General features: G+C 68.2%; 13 protein-coding genes. 5 read left to right on the forward strand and 8 right to left on the reverse strand.

The window, feature by feature from the left end:
• Positions 1-31 precede the first annotated feature (31 nt).
• From ACFOMP_RS14690 to ACFOMP_RS14705, 4 genes are all read right to left on the reverse strand, one after another.
• Positions 32-1660, reverse strand: coding sequence for a Na/Pi cotransporter family protein (locus ACFOMP_RS14690; RefSeq protein ID WP_379031845.1), 1629 nt, complete (start codon positions 1658-1660; stop codon positions 32-34).
• A gap of 147 nt (positions 1661-1807) precedes the next feature.
• Positions 1808-2536: a metallophosphoesterase gene (locus ACFOMP_RS14695; protein ID WP_379031848.1), complete on the reverse strand. Its 729-nt coding sequence runs from the start codon at positions 2534-2536 to the stop codon at positions 1808-1810.
• A 52-nt stretch (positions 2537-2588) separates the two neighbouring features.
• Complete coding sequence (gene serA / locus ACFOMP_RS14700) at positions 2589-4178, reverse strand: phosphoglycerate dehydrogenase (RefSeq protein ID WP_289894279.1); 1590 nt, start codon at positions 4176-4178, stop codon at positions 2589-2591.
• A 109-nt stretch (positions 4179-4287) separates the two neighbouring features.
• Positions 4288-5442 (reverse strand): phosphoserine transaminase, encoded by a 1155-nt coding sequence (locus tag ACFOMP_RS14705; RefSeq protein WP_379031851.1) that lies wholly within the window; start codon positions 5440-5442, stop codon positions 4288-4290.
• Positions 5443-5634: 192 nt separating this feature from the next.
• On the opposite strand from ACFOMP_RS14705, the gene serB reads away from it, so the two are divergent.
• The 3 genes from serB (at position 5635) to ACFOMP_RS14720 (ending at position 8827) form a co-directional block, all read left to right on the forward strand.
• Positions 5635-6510 carry a phosphoserine phosphatase SerB gene (gene serB / locus ACFOMP_RS14710; RefSeq protein ID WP_379031854.1) on the forward strand — a complete coding sequence of 292 codons (876 nt, stop codon included), beginning with the start codon at positions 5635-5637 and terminating at the stop codon, positions 6508-6510.
• Positions 6511-6611: 101 nt separating this feature from the next.
• Positions 6612-7304, forward strand: a complete 693-nt coding sequence (locus ACFOMP_RS14715; protein ID WP_289894283.1) for a CDP-alcohol phosphatidyltransferase family protein — start codon at positions 6612-6614, stop codon at positions 7302-7304.
• A gap of 53 nt (positions 7305-7357) precedes the next feature.
• Positions 7358-8827, forward strand: coding sequence for an ABC transporter substrate-binding protein (locus ACFOMP_RS14720; protein WP_379031857.1), 1470 nt, complete (start codon positions 7358-7360; stop codon positions 8825-8827).
• Positions 8828-8959: 132 nt separating this feature from the next.
• On the opposite strand, the gene ACFOMP_RS14725 is transcribed toward ACFOMP_RS14720, so the two are convergent.
• The 3 genes from ACFOMP_RS14725 to ACFOMP_RS14735 form a co-directional block, all read right to left on the reverse strand.
• Complete coding sequence (locus ACFOMP_RS14725) at positions 8960-9877, reverse strand: lytic transglycosylase domain-containing protein (protein WP_289894285.1); 918 nt, start codon at positions 9875-9877, stop codon at positions 8960-8962.
• Between the two features lie 72 nt (positions 9878-9949).
• Complete coding sequence (locus ACFOMP_RS14730; protein WP_379031860.1) at positions 9950-10576, reverse strand: hypothetical protein; 627 nt, start codon at positions 10574-10576, stop codon at positions 9950-9952.
• Positions 10577-10700: 124 nt separating this feature from the next.
• Entirely contained in the window at positions 10701-11447 is a 747-nt protein-coding gene (locus ACFOMP_RS14735) for a L,D-transpeptidase (RefSeq protein WP_289894287.1), read from the reverse strand.
• 321 nt (positions 11448-11768) lie between these two features.
• Between ACFOMP_RS14735 and ACFOMP_RS14740 the strand changes: the two genes are divergently transcribed.
• Positions 11769-12029: a GlsB/YeaQ/YmgE family stress response membrane protein gene (locus ACFOMP_RS14740; protein WP_019352770.1), complete on the forward strand. Its 261-nt coding sequence runs from the start codon at positions 11769-11771 to the stop codon at positions 12027-12029.
• 79 nt (positions 12030-12108) lie between these two features.
• Here the strand turns inward: ACFOMP_RS14740 and ACFOMP_RS14745 are convergent, their stop codons facing one another.
• A complete protein-coding gene (locus ACFOMP_RS14745) occupies positions 12109-13410 on the reverse strand; it encodes a D-amino acid dehydrogenase (RefSeq protein ID WP_289894288.1) in 1302 nt (433 codons plus the stop codon).
• A 253-nt stretch (positions 13411-13663) separates the two neighbouring features.
• Here ACFOMP_RS14745 and ACFOMP_RS14750 point away from each other — a divergent pair, with 253 nt between their 5' ends.
• Positions 13664-15298 carry an MFS transporter gene (locus ACFOMP_RS14750; protein ID WP_379031865.1) on the forward strand — a complete coding sequence of 545 codons (1635 nt, stop codon included), beginning with the start codon at positions 13664-13666 and terminating at the stop codon, positions 15296-15298.
• Positions 15299-15323: the final 25 nt, after the last annotated feature.

Consider the following 15323-nt stretch of genomic DNA (forward strand, 5'->3'; position numbering starts at 1 on the left):
TTCTCATGAGGCGCTCCGCCAGCCCGGAGCCCTACCCCCTTTTCAGCCGGCTTTCGATCAGCAGGTCGGCCTCGTCCAGGATCGGATGCGCCACCGAGACGACATGCGCATTGATCCGCTTGAGGTCGCGCAGAAGGTCCAGGTGCAGCGACGAGGTTTGCTGGCTTTCCGCCCGCCCTTCGCGCAAGCGCATCAGGTGGCGCTGCGCCGACAGCCGTTCCAGCCGCCGGATCTCGACCTTCTCCTCCATCAGCTGCCGCGCCAGGTCGCGGTCGCGGGTCATGAACACGGTCTGGGCGACGCGCAGGTTCTCGATGGTCAGCAGGAACAGGTCGTCCAGTTCGCGGTAACCCTCGTCCGAGAAGCGCAGCCCCAGCCCGGCCTTCTTGCGGATCTCCGGCGCCAGCCCCTTGTCGATGATGTCGCCGACATGCTCGAGATTGATCACGTAGTCCAGGATGGTGATGGCCTGGCGCCGCTCGGCCTCGCCCGCCTCGCGGCCCAGCCGGGACAGGAAGCTCTTCACCTCCTGCTGCATGCGGTCCACCCGATCCTCGAGCACGCGGACCTCGGCCAGCGGCGCGTCGTCGCCGCGGGCGAAGGCGGTGCGCGCCTGCTGCAACATGCGTTCGACCACGTCGCCGATGGCCAGGGCGGCGCGGCTGGCGCGCGCCAGCGCCACGGCCGGCGTGTCCAGCGCCGAGCCGTCGAGCAGTTGCGCCTCGATCGGCGGCGACTGCTCCTCCTCGGGCAGAATGGTCGCGGTCAGCCGGGTGACCAACCCGGCAAAGGGCCAGAGCGCCGCGGCAAGGATCAGGTTGAAGGCCAGATGCGCCTCGACCGCCAGCCCGGTCTCGGGCAGCGGCATCACGGTCAGCAACTGCGCCGCCTGCCCGGCCAGCGGCAACGCCACCAGGCAGCCGATGCCGCGCACGATCAGGTTACCCAGCGCGACCCGGCGCGCGGCGATGCCCTGCCCGGCCGTTGCCATCACCGGCGGGATCGCCCCGCCCAGATTGGCCCCCAGCACCAGCGCCACGGTCAGCGCCGGCTCCATGCCCAGCGACAGGACCAGCATCACCACGGCGAGCGAGGAGGAACAGAGCACCGCCAGCCCGGCCGCGAAGGCCAGCGCCACCGGCCAGGCATTGCCCAGCATCGCCAGGAACGCCGCCATGGCCGGCGATTCCCGCAAGGGCTCGGTCGCCTGGGTCAGCAGCGACAGCGACAGCAGCATCAGCGCGATGCCGATCAGCGCCAGCCCGCCCCCCGACCAGGCGCGCTGGTGGCGCCGCCGCAGCACATAGCCGACCAGCAGCAGCGCCGGCACCAGCGCCTCGAGCCCCGAGGCGACGATCCAGGCCGTCAGCGCCGTACCCAGATTCGCCCCCAGCAGCACGATCTGCGCCATCTTCGGCCGGATCATGCCGCGATCCACGAAAGACGCCGTCATCAACGCCGTTGCGGTCGAGCTTTGCAGCCCCAGCGTCGCCACCAGCCCGGACAGGAAGGCGCGCCCCCCGGTCTCGGTGCCGCGTCCCAGCACCATCTTCAGCTTCATTCCGAAGGCACGCACCATGCCGTCCCGGACCAGGCCAAGGCCGAAAAGCAGCAACGCCACCGCGCCTGCCAGCTGAAGAATGACCGAAAGCGACTGCACGGCGCCTCACCTCCTGGAACATAACGGGAAACCGCCCGGATCGTTTCCCCGAGTATCCGGCCCCGCCGGCCCGCCGGTCAACGGATGTGACGCATCTGCGAGATTTCCCGCCGGCGTCCTGGCGCCATTGCCACATGGGGCCGCAGGTCAGGCGCGCGGCACCGGCGCACGCCCCTCCTCGGCCAGCAGATGCAGCCCGGTCTCGTCAAAGACCACCACGCTCAGCGGCCCGCCATAGGCGGCGCCGGTGTCGATGGCCAGGCGATTGCCGAAATGCGTCACCCGCTCGACCGGGGTATGGCCATGCACGATCAGCACCCCGTGGTCGGTGGCATCATCCAGGAAGCCCTTGCGGATCCAGACCAGGTCATGCTCGGTCTGCCGCGCCAGATCGACGCCGGGCCGGATGCCGGCATGCACGAACAGCGCCCGCGGAATCAGATGCCAGAGCGGCAGCGCGTCCAGCCAGCGCAGATGCGGTTCGGGCACGGCGCGCAGCACCTCGGCATGGGTGCGGGCGCGGCCGCGGATCTCGACGCCATAGGATGCCAGGGTCTCGGCCGCGCCCAGGGTCTCGTGCTCCAGCCAATGCTTGCCCGAGCCGAGCCCGGCGTCGATCCAGTCGGGACGCGCGGCAAAGATCGGCAGGAAGCGGTCGTGATTGCCCTTGAGCACGATCCAGGCCCGGCCTTCGGCCTGGCCGCGCAGCAGATAATCCACCACGCCGCGCGAATCCGGGCCGCGATCCAGCAGGTCGCCGACATGCACCACCGTCCCGCCGCCGCCATGCGCCGCGTCGTCGCGGGCGATGCGTTCATGCGCCGCCTTCAGCAGGTCCAGATGCCCATGAATGTCGCCGATGGCATAGGTCCGCATGCCGCCTCCGCAAATGAAAACCCCCGGACCCTAGTCCGGGGGTTCGCAAGGTTCAAACCTCGAATTGCAGCGGCCGCACCTGCAGGAACTTGCCGGTGGCCCGCAGCGCCTCCAGCGCCTCGGGCTTCAGCGCCTCGTCAAGATAAAGGATGGCGATGGCATCGTCGCCGGTCTTGGTGCGGCCCAGGGTGAAATTGGCGATGTTCACGCCCAGGTCGCCCAGCGTCATGCCCAGCGCGCCGATGACGCCCGGCACGTCCCTGTTGCGGGTATAGAGCATGTGCTCGCCGATCTCGGCATCGACATTGATGCCGCGGATCTGGATGAAGCGCGGCTTGCCGTCGCTGAACACGGTGCCGGCGATCGAGCGCTCGCGCTTGTCGGTGACGACGGTGGCCTTGATATAGCCGTCGAAGACCCCCGACTTGCCCTGCGTGGTGGTGGCGACCTGCACGCCGCGCTCTTGCGCCATGACCGGGGCCGAGACCATGTTCACATCCGGGTTCGTGGCCTTCATCACCCCGGCGATCACCGCGGCATTCAGTGCCTTGAGGTTCATCTCGGAGGCGACGCCGTCGTAAAGCACATTGATCGCCTTGATGGGCTCGTCGGTCATCTGGCCGATGAAGGCGCCGAGATGGCCGGCCAGCTTCAGCCAGGGGCCCATCACCGCCGCTTCCTCGGCCGTGACCGAGGGCATGTTCAGCGCGTTCTGCACCGCGCCGGTCAGCAGGTAATCCGACATCTGTTCGGCGACCTGCAGCGCCACGTTCTCCTGCGCCTCGGTGGTCGAGGCGCCCAGATGCGGCGTCACCACGACGTTGGGCAGGCCGAAAAGCGGGCTCTCGGTCGCCGGCTCGGTGGCGAAGACGTCCAGCGCCGCCCCGGCGACATGGCCCGATTTCAGCAGCTCGGCCAGCGCCTGCTCGTCGATCAGGCCGCCGCGGGCGGCATTGACGATGCGCACGCCCTTCTTGGTCTTCTCCAGGTTCTCGCGCGACAGGATGTTCTTCGTCTTCTCGGTCAGCGGCACGTGCAGGGTGATGAAATCGGCCTTGGCCAGCATCTCGTCCAGCTCGACCTTCTTCACGCCCAGCTCCTTGGCCCGCTCCTCGGACAGGAAGGGGTCATAGGCCAGCACCTTCATCTTCAGGCCCAGCGCCCGGTCGATGACGATGGAACCGATGTTCCCCGCCCCGATGATGCCCAGCACCTTGTTGAAGACCTCGACCCCCATGAAGCGGTTCTTCTCCCACTTGCCCTCATGGGTCGAAACGCTGGCCTCGGGCAACTGCCGGGCCACGGCGAACATCAGCGCAATGGCGTGCTCGGCGGTGGTCACCGAATTGCCGAAGGGCGTGTTCATCACGATCACGCCCCGCTTCGACGCGGCCGGAATGTCGACATTGTCGACGCCGATGCCGGCGCGGCCGATCACCTTCAGGTTGGTGGCGTTCTCCAGCAGCTTCGCGGTCACCTTGGTCGCGGACCGGATCGCCAGCCCGTCATACTGCCCGATCACCTCGGCCAGCTTTTCCTTGTCCTTGCCGAGATCCGGCAGGTAATCCACCTCGACGCCGCGATCGCGAAAGATCTGCACGGCGGTCTCCGACAGCTTGTCCGAAACAAGAACCTTGGGCATTTTTCTATCCTCTTGGATATGCGGGGCCAGCGGGCAACCTTGGCCCGATCCGGCTTTCATCGTTTCACAAATACTCCCGGGGTCCGGGGCAGAGCCCCGGTCCGCCAGGTCAAGCCAGGGCGGCCTGCGCCTCGATCTCGGCCTCGAAGGCATATTCGATCCAGGGCATCAGCGCCGCCACGTCCGAAACCTCGACGGTCGCGCCGCACCAGATCCGCAGGCCCGGGGGTGCATCGCGATAGGCGCCGGCGTCCAGCGCCACGCCTTCCTTCTCCAGCCGCTTGGCGACGGCCTTGGCGAAAGCCGCCCCGTCCCGGATGCGGGGATCGGTGAACTTCAGGCAGACCGAGGTGGTCGAGGCGGTGGCCGGGTTCTCGGCCAGGTCCGCGATCCAGTCCTTATCGGCGATGAAATCGCGCACCGCGCCCGCATTGGCCTCGCACCGCGCGATCAGCCCGGGCAGGCCGCCGATGGATTGCGCCCATTTCAGCGCCACCAGGTAATCCTCGACGCAAAGCATCGAGGGCGTGTTGATGGTTTCGCCCTTGAAGATGCCCTCGATCAGCTTGCCGCCCTTGGTCATGCGGAAGATCTTCGGCAGCGGCCAGGCGGGGGTGTAGCTCTCCAGCCGCTCGACGGCGCGCGGCGACAGGATCAGCACGCCATGCGCGCCCTCGCCGCCCAGCACCTTCTGCCAGGAAAAGGTCACCACATCGAGCCTGTCGAAGGGCAGATCCATCGCAAAGGCGGCCGAGGTGGCGTCGCAGATGGTCAGCCCGGCCCGATCCGCCGGGATCGCATCGCCATTCTGCACCCGCACGCCCGAGGTGGTGCCGTTCCAGGTGAACACCACGTCATTGTCGAAATCGACCTCGGCAAAATCCACGATCTTGCCGTAATCGGCCTTGCGCACCACCGCATCCAGCTTCAGCTGCTTCACCACATCGGTGACCCAGCCCTCGCCGAAACTTTCCCAGGCCAGCATCTCGACCTTGCGGGCACCCAGCAGCGACCACAGCGCCATCTCGATCGCGCCGGTATCCGAGGCGGGCACGATGCCGATGCGGTAATCCGCCGGCACGCCCAGCACGTCGCGGGTCAGGTCGATGGCCTCGGCCAGCTTGGCCTTGCCCACGGCAGCACGATGCGAACGGCCCAGCGGCGCGTCGGCAAGCATGTCCAGCGAGAAATGGGGGATCTTGGCACAGGGGCCCGAAGAAAAGCGCGGATTGGCCGGCCGCGCGGCCGGAGCAGTCTTGCCCATGATGTTAGCCTTCCAGCTATAAGCGCCGCGTTGGGGCGGCGTGTCCCGCTGACCGCCTTAGCGCCGCCGGGGGATTCCCGCAAGAAATATTTGCAAGCGATGATTGCGACAGATTCGCGGCATGAATCCGACCGATTGATCCGCCGCACCGCTTTGGCTAGTGCTGCCGCAAACAACCGCCAAGGGGTCTGCATGTTCACCGTCACCATCCTTGCCGCGCCCGGCCGCGCCGACCTGTCCGCCGCCCTGGTCGATGAACTGCGCGGCGCCTGGAACGGCGGCCGCCCGCTTTGGCTGGCCCCCGGCATCGCCGCCGAATTCCCGGTCGCCGCCGAGCCGCAGGATTTCTGGCAAGCCTGGGACAGGCTGCAGGCCGAGGGCTTCGACCTGGCGATCCAGTCGACCGCGGGCCGGCGCAAGGCGGTGCTGCTCGCCGACATGGATTCGACCATGATCCAGCAGGAATGCATCGACGAGCTCGCGGATGTCGCCGGCGTGGGCGAGCGCGTCGCCGCCATCACCGCCCGCGCCATGAACGGAGAGCTGAACTTCCACGAGGCGCTGCTGGCCCGCGTCGGCCTGCTGGCCGGCCTGCCGGAAACCGCCATCGGCCAGGTGCTGGACAGCCGCATCACGCTGGCCCCCGGCGGCCGGCAGCTGGTCGCGACCATGCGGGCGCAGGGTGCCTATGCGGCGCTGGTCTCGGGCGGCTTCACCGTCTTCACCGGGCCGGTCGCCACGGCGCTCGGCTTCGACGAGCACCGCGCCAACACGCTGCTCTCCGAGGGCGGCGTGCTGACCGGCCATGTCGCCCTGCCGGTGCTGGGCCGCGAGGCCAAGGTCGAGGCGCTGCAGGACATCGCCGCCACGCGCGGCCTGTCGCCCGCCGACGTGCTGGCGGTGGGCGACGGCGCCAACGACCTGGGGATGCTGCAGCTGGCCGGCACGGGCGTGGCGCTGCACGCCAAGCCGGTGGTCGCGGCGCAGGTCGATCTGCGAATCAACCACGGCGACCTGACCGCCCTGCTGTATCTGCAAGGCTACGCGGCCGAGGAATTCGTCGAATAGGCCGCCGCTTGCGGGACTTCCGCGCATCACCTGCCGGCAAAGCACGCGGCCGCGGGGGGCACGAACTTGCGGTCATGACCGTTCGGTGACAGAAGCGGGGGATGAATCTGCGTCTCAAAGCCCTGTTCGTGCATCTGCTGACCGCCACTGGCGCGGTGCTGTCGATGCTTGCCCTTCTGGCCGCCGCCCGGGCCAACTGGTCCGAGATGTTCTTCTGGCTGGTCGTCGCCCTGATCGTGGACGGCGTCGACGGACCATTGGCGCGCCGCTACCAGGTCAAGACGAACTGGCCGACCTATGACGGCGTGTTGATGGACATGATCATCGACTACCTGACCTATGTGTTCATCCCGGCCTATGCGCTGTTCATGTCGGGGCTGCTGCCCGGCTGGACCGGCTGGATCGCGATCATCGCCATCACCTATGGCAGCGTGGTCTATTTCGCCGATACCCGCATGAAGACCCGGGACAATTCCTTCGCCGGCTTTCCCGCCTGCTGGAACATGGTGGTGCTGGTGCTGTTCGCGCTCAAGCCGAATTTCTGGATCATCCTGCTGATCGTGGTGGCGCTGGCCGCGACCATGTTCACGCATGTGAAGTTCATCCATCCGGTCCGCACCGAGCGCTGGCGGCTCATCTCGCTGCCGGTCTGCGCCGCCTGGGTCGGCTTCGCGGTCTGGGCGGTGCTGGTCGATTTCCACCCCGAAAGCTTCGCGCGCTGGGGCCTGCTCCTGACCTCGCTCTGGCTGCTCTTTGCCGGCCTCGCCCAGCAACTGACCGAGAGACGGGGTTGATCGCCGGGCATTTTGCCCGGATTGTGCCCCTGGGATCAGCCAAGGGGACAGAGATGTTGGCGAAACTCATGCAGGCGGCCGCGGCGGCGGCGGTGCTGGCCACGCCGGCGCTGGCGGCGCCGGATTCGATCACCCTGGCCATGGTGCTCGAGCCGCCGAACCTGGACCCGACCGGCGGCGCCGCCGCCGCCATCGACGAGGTGGTCTATGCCAATGTGTTCGAAGGCCTGACCCGCATCGCCCCGGATGGCGGCGTGCAGCCCGGCCTTGCCGAAAGCTGGGACAGTCCCGACGGCAAGACCTACACCTTCCGCCTGCGCCCGGACGTGACCTTCCACGACGGCAGCGCCTTCGACGCGCAGGACGTGATCTTCTCGCTGGACCGCGCCCGCGCCCCGGACAGCACCAATGCCCAGAAGACCCTGTTCGAGGGCATCGAGGCGGTCGAGGCTCTGGACCCGCTGACCGTCCGCATCACGCTGAAGGCCCCGGACGGCGGCTTTCCCTTCAAGATGGCCTGGGGCGACGCGGTGATGGTCGATCAGGCCAGCATCCAGGACATCGCCACCCGCCCGGTCGGCACCGGCCCCTTCAAATTCGGCGAATGGCGGCAAGGCGACCACATCCGGCTGGATGCCTTCGAGGGCTATTGGGGCCGGAAGCCGGCGCTGAAAACCGCCACCTTCCGCTTCATCGCCGATCCCAGCGCCGCCTTCGCGGCGATGATGGCCGGCGATATCGACGCCTTCCCGATCTATCCCGCCCCGGAAACCCTGACCCAGCTGCAGGCCGATCCGCGCTTCAAGGTGCTGGTCGGCACCACCGAGGGCGAGACGATCCTGGCCATGAATCACAAGCAGCCGGCGCTGGCCCAGGCCAAAGTGCGCGCGGCCATCGCCCATGCCATCAACCGGCAGGAAATCATCGACGGCGCCATGTTCGGCTATGGCACGCCGATCGGCACGCATTTCGCGCCGCATCATCCCGATTACGTCGACCTGACCGCGAAATCGCAATACGACCCCGAGCTGTCGAAGACCCTGCTGGCCGAGGCGGGGGCCGAAAACCTGACCCTGCGCCTGGCCCTGCCGCCGACGCCCTATGCCCGCCGCGGCGGCGAGATCGTCGCGGCCGAGCTGCGCGCCGTGGGCATCCAGACCCGGATCACCAACATGGAATGGGCGCAGTGGCTGGAACAGGTGTTCAAGAACGCCGATTACGACCTGACCATCATCAGCCATGTCGAGCCGATGGATATCGGCATCTACGGCCGCGCCAACTACTATTTCAACTACCGCAACCCGGCTTTCGACAAGGTGATGGCCCGGCTCGACGCCGCGACCGAGCCGGCGGAACGCTCGGCGCTGCTGAAACAGGCGCAGCAGATCCTTGCCGACGATCACGCCAATGCCTTCCTGTTCCAGCTCGCCAAGACCGGCGTCGCCAAGGCGGAAATCGAGGGGCTTTGGGAAAACGCGCCGATGCCCGCCAACGACCTGACCGCGGTGCACTGGAAGGAATAAGGCGCCGCGCCGCGCTTCCTCGTCCCCATGCCCCAGAAACCGGCGCCACCAGCGCGGCGGTCCCGGCCGGGGCGCCGGGGCCCTTCACCGTTTCCCAAATACCCCGGAAACCGCCGCCACCAGCGCCGCGGCTCAGTTCCTCAGCACCAGGCAGCGGCCACCGACGCCGCGCAGCCGGTTGCAAAAGGCATAGGCCTCGGTCTTGGACGAATAGCCGATCTGCGCGGTATAGACCTTGCGCGGCCCGCCCGAGATCTTGCGGCGCACATAGCTGACCCGCTTGCCGCCCAGGATCGGCCGCAGCTGCCGGTTCAGCCGCGAGACCTGCGCCGAAACCCCCGACTGGCTGGGATGGGTGGCGACGATCACGCCCCAGGGCCAGGGATGGTCCTGCGTCTTGAACTCGCGCAGCTTGCGCGACCCGGCCAGGTCGATGCAGGCCTCGCGGAAGCTGCGTTGCTTGTCCAGCCGGATGTCCAGCACCTGCGGCGGGCTTTCGCGCCAGCTGGCGGCGGTCAGACCGGTGATGGCCTGGACGTAATCCTGGGTCTCCCAGGGCAGGCTGCCGCCCTCGGCGATGAAGCGCGCGGCGCGGTTCTCGCCGCCGTTATAGGCCACGGCGGCCAGCCCGACATTGCCGAAGCCGTCGGTCAGCTTGCGCAGGTAGCGCGCCGAGGCGGCGATGGCCTTGGCCGGGTTGAAGGGATCATCCAGGCCGACCATCTCGGCCGTGCCGGGCATGAACTGGGCGATGCCCATGGCGCCGACCGGGCTGATGGCGCCGGGCTCGAACAGGCTTTCCTTCCACAGCAGCCGGGCGAAGAAATGCGGGTCCAGCCCGTTCTGCCCGGCCGCCCGCTCGATGGCCCAGCAGACGTCCGAGACATAGGTTGCGGCCGAGATGCAATAGATCCCGTCATCGGTGCAGCGCAGCTTGTCCGAGACCCGCGGCGCGCGCAGGCCCAGGATCGCGTCCACCGCCTCATAGGCGGGGGCGGGGGTGACGGCGGTCGAAATGGCGGCGGCAAGGGCCAGAACCAGGCGGCGCATCGTGAAACTCGGATGGGACGGGCAGGTCTCGCATAGCAGGCGGGGCGCGGTTTGGAAACCGGGCCCGCAAGGTCAGCCGGCTTTCGGACCCTTGCCGCCCTTGCCGTCCCTGGCCTTGCCGTCCCCGGCCTGGCCGTTGCCGCCCTGGCCTTTCTGGCGGGCGGGCTTGCCGGCCTGGCCGGCGGCGCTGGCCCTTTCGGCCTGGCGCTGCGCCTTGGCGGCTGCCTTCTCGGCGGCGCGGGCGGCCTGTTTCGCGGCCTTGCGCTCGGCCTTCTCGGCCTCCTTCACCCGCTTTTTCTCGGCCTTCTCGGCCTCCTTGATGCGCTTCCTTTCGGCCTTGTCGGGCCTGGGCAGGATCGCCTGCAGCGGCGGTGCGGCGGCGGGGGGCACAGCAGCGGGGCGCGCGGCGGCGGGGGGCGGAGCCTTGGGCGCGGTGTCGGGCGCGCTTTCGGCGGCGGGTTCCGCGCCGGCGCCCTGTTCCTTGCGGCTGCGCTTTTCGGCGGCGGCGCGGCGCATCGCCTGGGCCAGGGCCTTGCGCACCGCCTCGTCCCGCTCGCTCGCCTTCATCGCCCGCAGGTCGCGCTGCAGCGCGTTCAGCGCCGGCATGTCCAGCAGCCGCAGCGCCGCAGGCTGGGTCTGCTCGACAAGCGCATCCAGATCGCGCGAGGCGGTTGTGGTCTGATCGACGGGCTTGGCCATGGAATTCTCTCCTCTCAGCCGCGTTGCGCGCGAAATCTGCCACGAGCCGCCGCCGCTGACCAGAGCAACACGCCCCGGCCTTGCACGGGCCGGGGCGCGAAAACGGTCGGAACGGCGGGCGCGGTTACTGTGCGGGCGCGGCCTCGGCGGTCTGCGCCTCGTGCGCCGGCGCCAGATAGCCGTTCGGCAATTCGACCAGCGGCCCTTCCAGCGCCAGGCTTTCGCCCTGGGTGCGGACCTTGACCCGCGTGCCGCTGGGGATCTCGCCGAACAGGTCCATGATGTCCTGGTTGAACAGCCGGATGCAGCCGGCCGAGGTCGCCTTGCCGATCGAGGACGGGTCCATGGTGCCGTGGATGCGATACATGGTGTCGCGGCTGCCCTTGTAGAGATAGAGCGCGCGCGAACCCAGCGGGTTGTTCACGCCGCCGGCCAGGCCGCCCTTCAGCGGACCGTAGAGGTCGGGCTGGGTGCGGACCATGTTCGCGGTGGGCGTCCAGCTGGGCCAGGCATGCTTGCGGCCGATGGTGGCATTGCCCTGGAAATTCTTGCCCGCCTGGCCGACCGCCACGCCGAAGCGCATCGCCTCGCCATTCTCCAGCACATGGTAAAGGAAGCGGGCATAGGGATCGACGACGATGGTGCCGGGCGCGTCAGGACCGTTATAGGCGACGCGCTGGCGGCGATTGCGCTCGGTCAGGTAGGCGGGGCGGACGGCGTTGATCTCGATCGGCTCGCCATTCGGGCCGGCATCGGTGCGGGCGCCGTAGATGCCGGTCTCGGCCGTGGTCGGGGCGGTGGTGGCGGGAGGCGTGGGGGCGCAAGCGGCCAGTCCCAGGCCCATCGCCAGCATCAGCGGTGCAAGGCGCATCGGTAGTTCCCTTCATATCGTGCCGCGCCTCTCCAAACGCGGTCGTGGCAGCGGCGACATAGCGTCGCATCAAGTGCCCGGCCCGAGCAGAGGGCGGACACGATTCGTGTTTCCGTATCAGCCTTCCCCGGCCCGCTGCGTCAAGTGGCGGGTCCGGAGACCAGCGCGATCGTTACCGAACTGTTGCCGAATGGCGCGGGTTCCGCGAAGAAACCGCCGGAATACAGGCGCTTTGCCAGATCACCCCGGAACCGCCGCCACCGCCGGCGCGTTTTCCGACAGACCGGCCGAAAAGCCGGAGGTTAGCAAAGGACCTGTCCCATGACCCTGACTGCCTTGCTCATCACTCTCATCATCGGCGCGATCGCCGGCTGGCTGGCCGGGCTGATCGTGAAAGGCCACGGCCAGGGCCTGCTGATGAACATCGTCGTCGGCATCGTCGGCGCGGTGATCGCCGGCTGGCTGTTCCCGATGCTGGGCATCGGCATGAATGCCTCGGCCCCGATCCTGAGCACGATCATCTTCGCCACCATCGGCGCGGTGATCCTGCTGGTGCTGCTGCGCCTGATCAAGCAGGCCTGACCGCGGCCACCGAAGACGAAGAAAGAAGAAAGGGGCCCGGACGGGCCCCTTTTCTCGTTGTTCCGGCTGCGTCGCCCGGTCAGGCATTGGCCGGCTGCAGCGTCCTTCCCGCCTCGGCCTTGCGGCCGCGCAGATAGCGGGCATAGCCCAGATCCTCGGCCTCGATATCCGGCCTGCGGCCCGAGATCAGGTCGGCCAGCACCCGGCTCGATCCCGCCGACATGGTCCAGCCCAGCGTGCCGTGGCCGGTGTTCAGGAACAGGTTCGGAATCGGCGTGGCGCCGACGATGGGCGTGCCGTCCGGCGTCATCGGCCGCAGCCCGGTCCAGAACAGCGCCTTGTCCGGGTCGCCCGAACCGCCGAACAGCTCACCGACCGATTTCGCCAGCGTGGCGCGGCGGCGCGGGTTCAGGCTCAGGTCGTAGCCGGCGATCTCGGCCAGGCCGCCGACGCGGATGCGGTCGCCCAGCCGGGTGATCGCGACCTTGTAGGTCTCATCCATCACGGTCGAGACCGGGGCGCGGCTTTCGTCCTCGATGTCGATGGTCAGCGAATAGCCCTTCAGCGGATAGATCGGCAGCCTGATGCCCAGATGCCGGACCAGCAGCGGCGAATGCGGGCCCAGCGCCAGCACATAGCGGTCGGCCTGCATGCGGCCCTGGTCGGTGCGCACGGCGCTGATGCGGCCGCCCTCGGCCTCCAGCGCCTCGATCGAGACGCCCCAGCGGAAGGTCACGCCCGCCGCCGCGGCCATCTCGGCCAGACGATTGGTGAACTTGAAGCAATCGCCGGTCTCATCGCCCGGCAGGCGCAGGCCGCCGACGATGCGTTCGGCGGCGCCGGCCAGCCCCGGCTCGGCCGCGATGCAGCCGGCGCGGTCCAGCACCTCGAAGGGCACGCCGTCGGCCTTCAGCACCTCGATATCCTTGCCGGCGCCGTCCAGTTGCTCCTGCTTGCGGAACACCTGCAGCGTGCCCTGCGTGCGCTCGTCGTAATGGATGCCGGTCTCGGCCCGCAGCTCGCCCAGGCAATCGCGGCTGTATTCGGCGATGCGGACCATGCGGCTTTTGTTGACGGCATAGGCCGAGGTCGTGCAGTTCGCCAGCATCCGCGCCATCCAGGACAGGCGCTGCCAGTCCAGCCGCGGCTGGATGACCAGCGGCGCATGGCGCTGGAACATCCATTTCAGCGCCTTCAGCGGAATGCCCGGCGCCGCCCAGGGCGAGGAATAGCCGGGCGAGATCTCGCCGGCATTGGCGTAGCTGGTTTCCAGCGCCGGACCGTCCTGGCGGTCGATCACCGTGACCTCGTGGCCGGCCTTGGCCAGATACCAGGCCGAGGTGACGCCGAGAACGCCGGCTCCAAGAACGATGACCTTCATGTTCGCGCACCCTGTTCGGAAGAGATTGCGGCAAGAATAGCAGCCGGCGAAGAAATGAAATCCCGATCTTGCCGTGGCTTTGGCCGTTCTTGGCATTTTTATACGAAAAACTGTGCATTTGTAGAAAGATTCTTCGACATTTCACGGAAACCGCAGGAGATATGGCTGCCACGGCAAGAATCGGCCCGCGCCGATTGCAGCCTGCGGGGGCTCTGCCTAAGGTTGGGGTCACCCGTCCCAGGTTTTACGGATCATGCCAGCGACCGCCCGCAAGAGCCCCTTCGCCCCGTTTCGACACCATGACTTCCGCCTGCTGTGGTCGGCGACGCTGATCTCGAATTTCGGCGGGCTGGTGCAGGCGGTGGGCGCGGCCTGGATGATGACGCAGCTGACCGATTCCGCGACGCTGATCGCGCTGGTGCAGGCCTCGAACACGCTGCCGATCATGCTTTTCGCGCTGCTTTCCGGCGCATTGGCCGACATCTTCGACCGCCGCACCCTGCTGCTGGGGGCGCAGGTGTTCATGGCGCTGGTCTCGGTGCTGCTGGCGGTGCTGACCTGGCAGGGCTGGATGACGCCGCTGATCCTGTTGTCGCTGACCTTCCTGATCGGCGTCGGGCAGGCGATCTACAACCCGCCCTGGCAGGCCAGCATGCAGGATCTGGTACCGCGCGACGACCTGCCGGCGGCGGTATCGCTGAACTCGGTCGGTTTCAACCTGATGCGCTCGGTCGGGCCGGCGGTGGGCGGCATCATCACCGCCGCCTTCGGCGCGGCGGCGGCCTTCGCGGTCAACGCGGCCAGCTACATCCCGCTGCTCGGGGCGCTGCTGCGCTGGCATCCGGTGAGCCCGCCCCGCACCACCACGCCCGAGCCCTTCGTCGCCGCCGTGGGCGCCGGGTTGCGCTATGTGGCGCTGTCGCCGAACCTGATGCGGGTGCTGATGCGCGGGGCGCTGTTCGGCTTTTCGGCCATCGTCGTCATGGCGCTGCTGCCGCTGGTCGCCAAGCAGAACCCCTCGGGCGGCTCGCTGCTGTTCGGCCTGCTGCTGGGCTGCTTCGGCCTGGGCGCCATCGCCGGCGCGCTGATCAACCCGCTGGTGCGCGAGCGGCTGGACAACGAGAACGTGGTGCGCGTGGCCTTCGCCGCCTTCGCTGCCTCGGCGCTGCTGCTGGCGTTGACCGAAAGCACCTGGCTGCACGCGCTGGCCATGCTGCCGGCGGGGGCAAGCTGGGTGCTGGCGCTGTCGCTGTTCAACGTCACCGTGCAGCTTTCGACGCCGCGCTGGGTGGTGGCCCGGGCGCTGGCGCTTTACCAGACCGCGGTCTTCGGCGGCATGGCGGTTGGGGCGTGGATCTGGGGCTCGGTCGCCAACATTTACGACGTGAACACGGCGCTGATCGCCGCCGCGGTGCCACTGTTGCTGGGCGCGGTGCTGGGACATTGGCTGCGCATCCCGGAATTCGGCACGCTGGATCTGGACCCGGTGAACCGTTTCCGCGAGCCCGAGCTGGCGCTGGACCTGCGCGGCCGCTCGGGCCCGATCATGGTGATGATCGACTACGAGATCGACCAGCCGGATGTGCCGGAATTCCTGCGGCTGATGGCCCTGCGCCGCAACGTCCGCCGTCGCGACGGCGCCCGCAACTGGGCGCTGCTGCGCGACCTGGAACACCCCGAGCGCTGGACCGAAAGCTATCACATCGCCACCTGGGACGAATATGTCCGCCACAACCTGCGCCGCACCAAGGCCGATTTCCAGACCTACGAAGACCTGCACAAACTGCATCGCGGCGCCGAACCGCCGGTCGTGCATCGGATGATCGAACGCCACACCGTCAGCCTGGACGACGACGTGCCGCTGATCGGCAAGATCGAGGTGCCCTGACCCCTTAGCCACCTTTACCGCCGCC

Source organism: Paracoccus simplex, assembly GCF_042648325.1.
GTDB classification, from domain to species: Bacteria; Pseudomonadota; Alphaproteobacteria; order Rhodobacterales; family Rhodobacteraceae; genus Paracoccus; species Paracoccus simplex.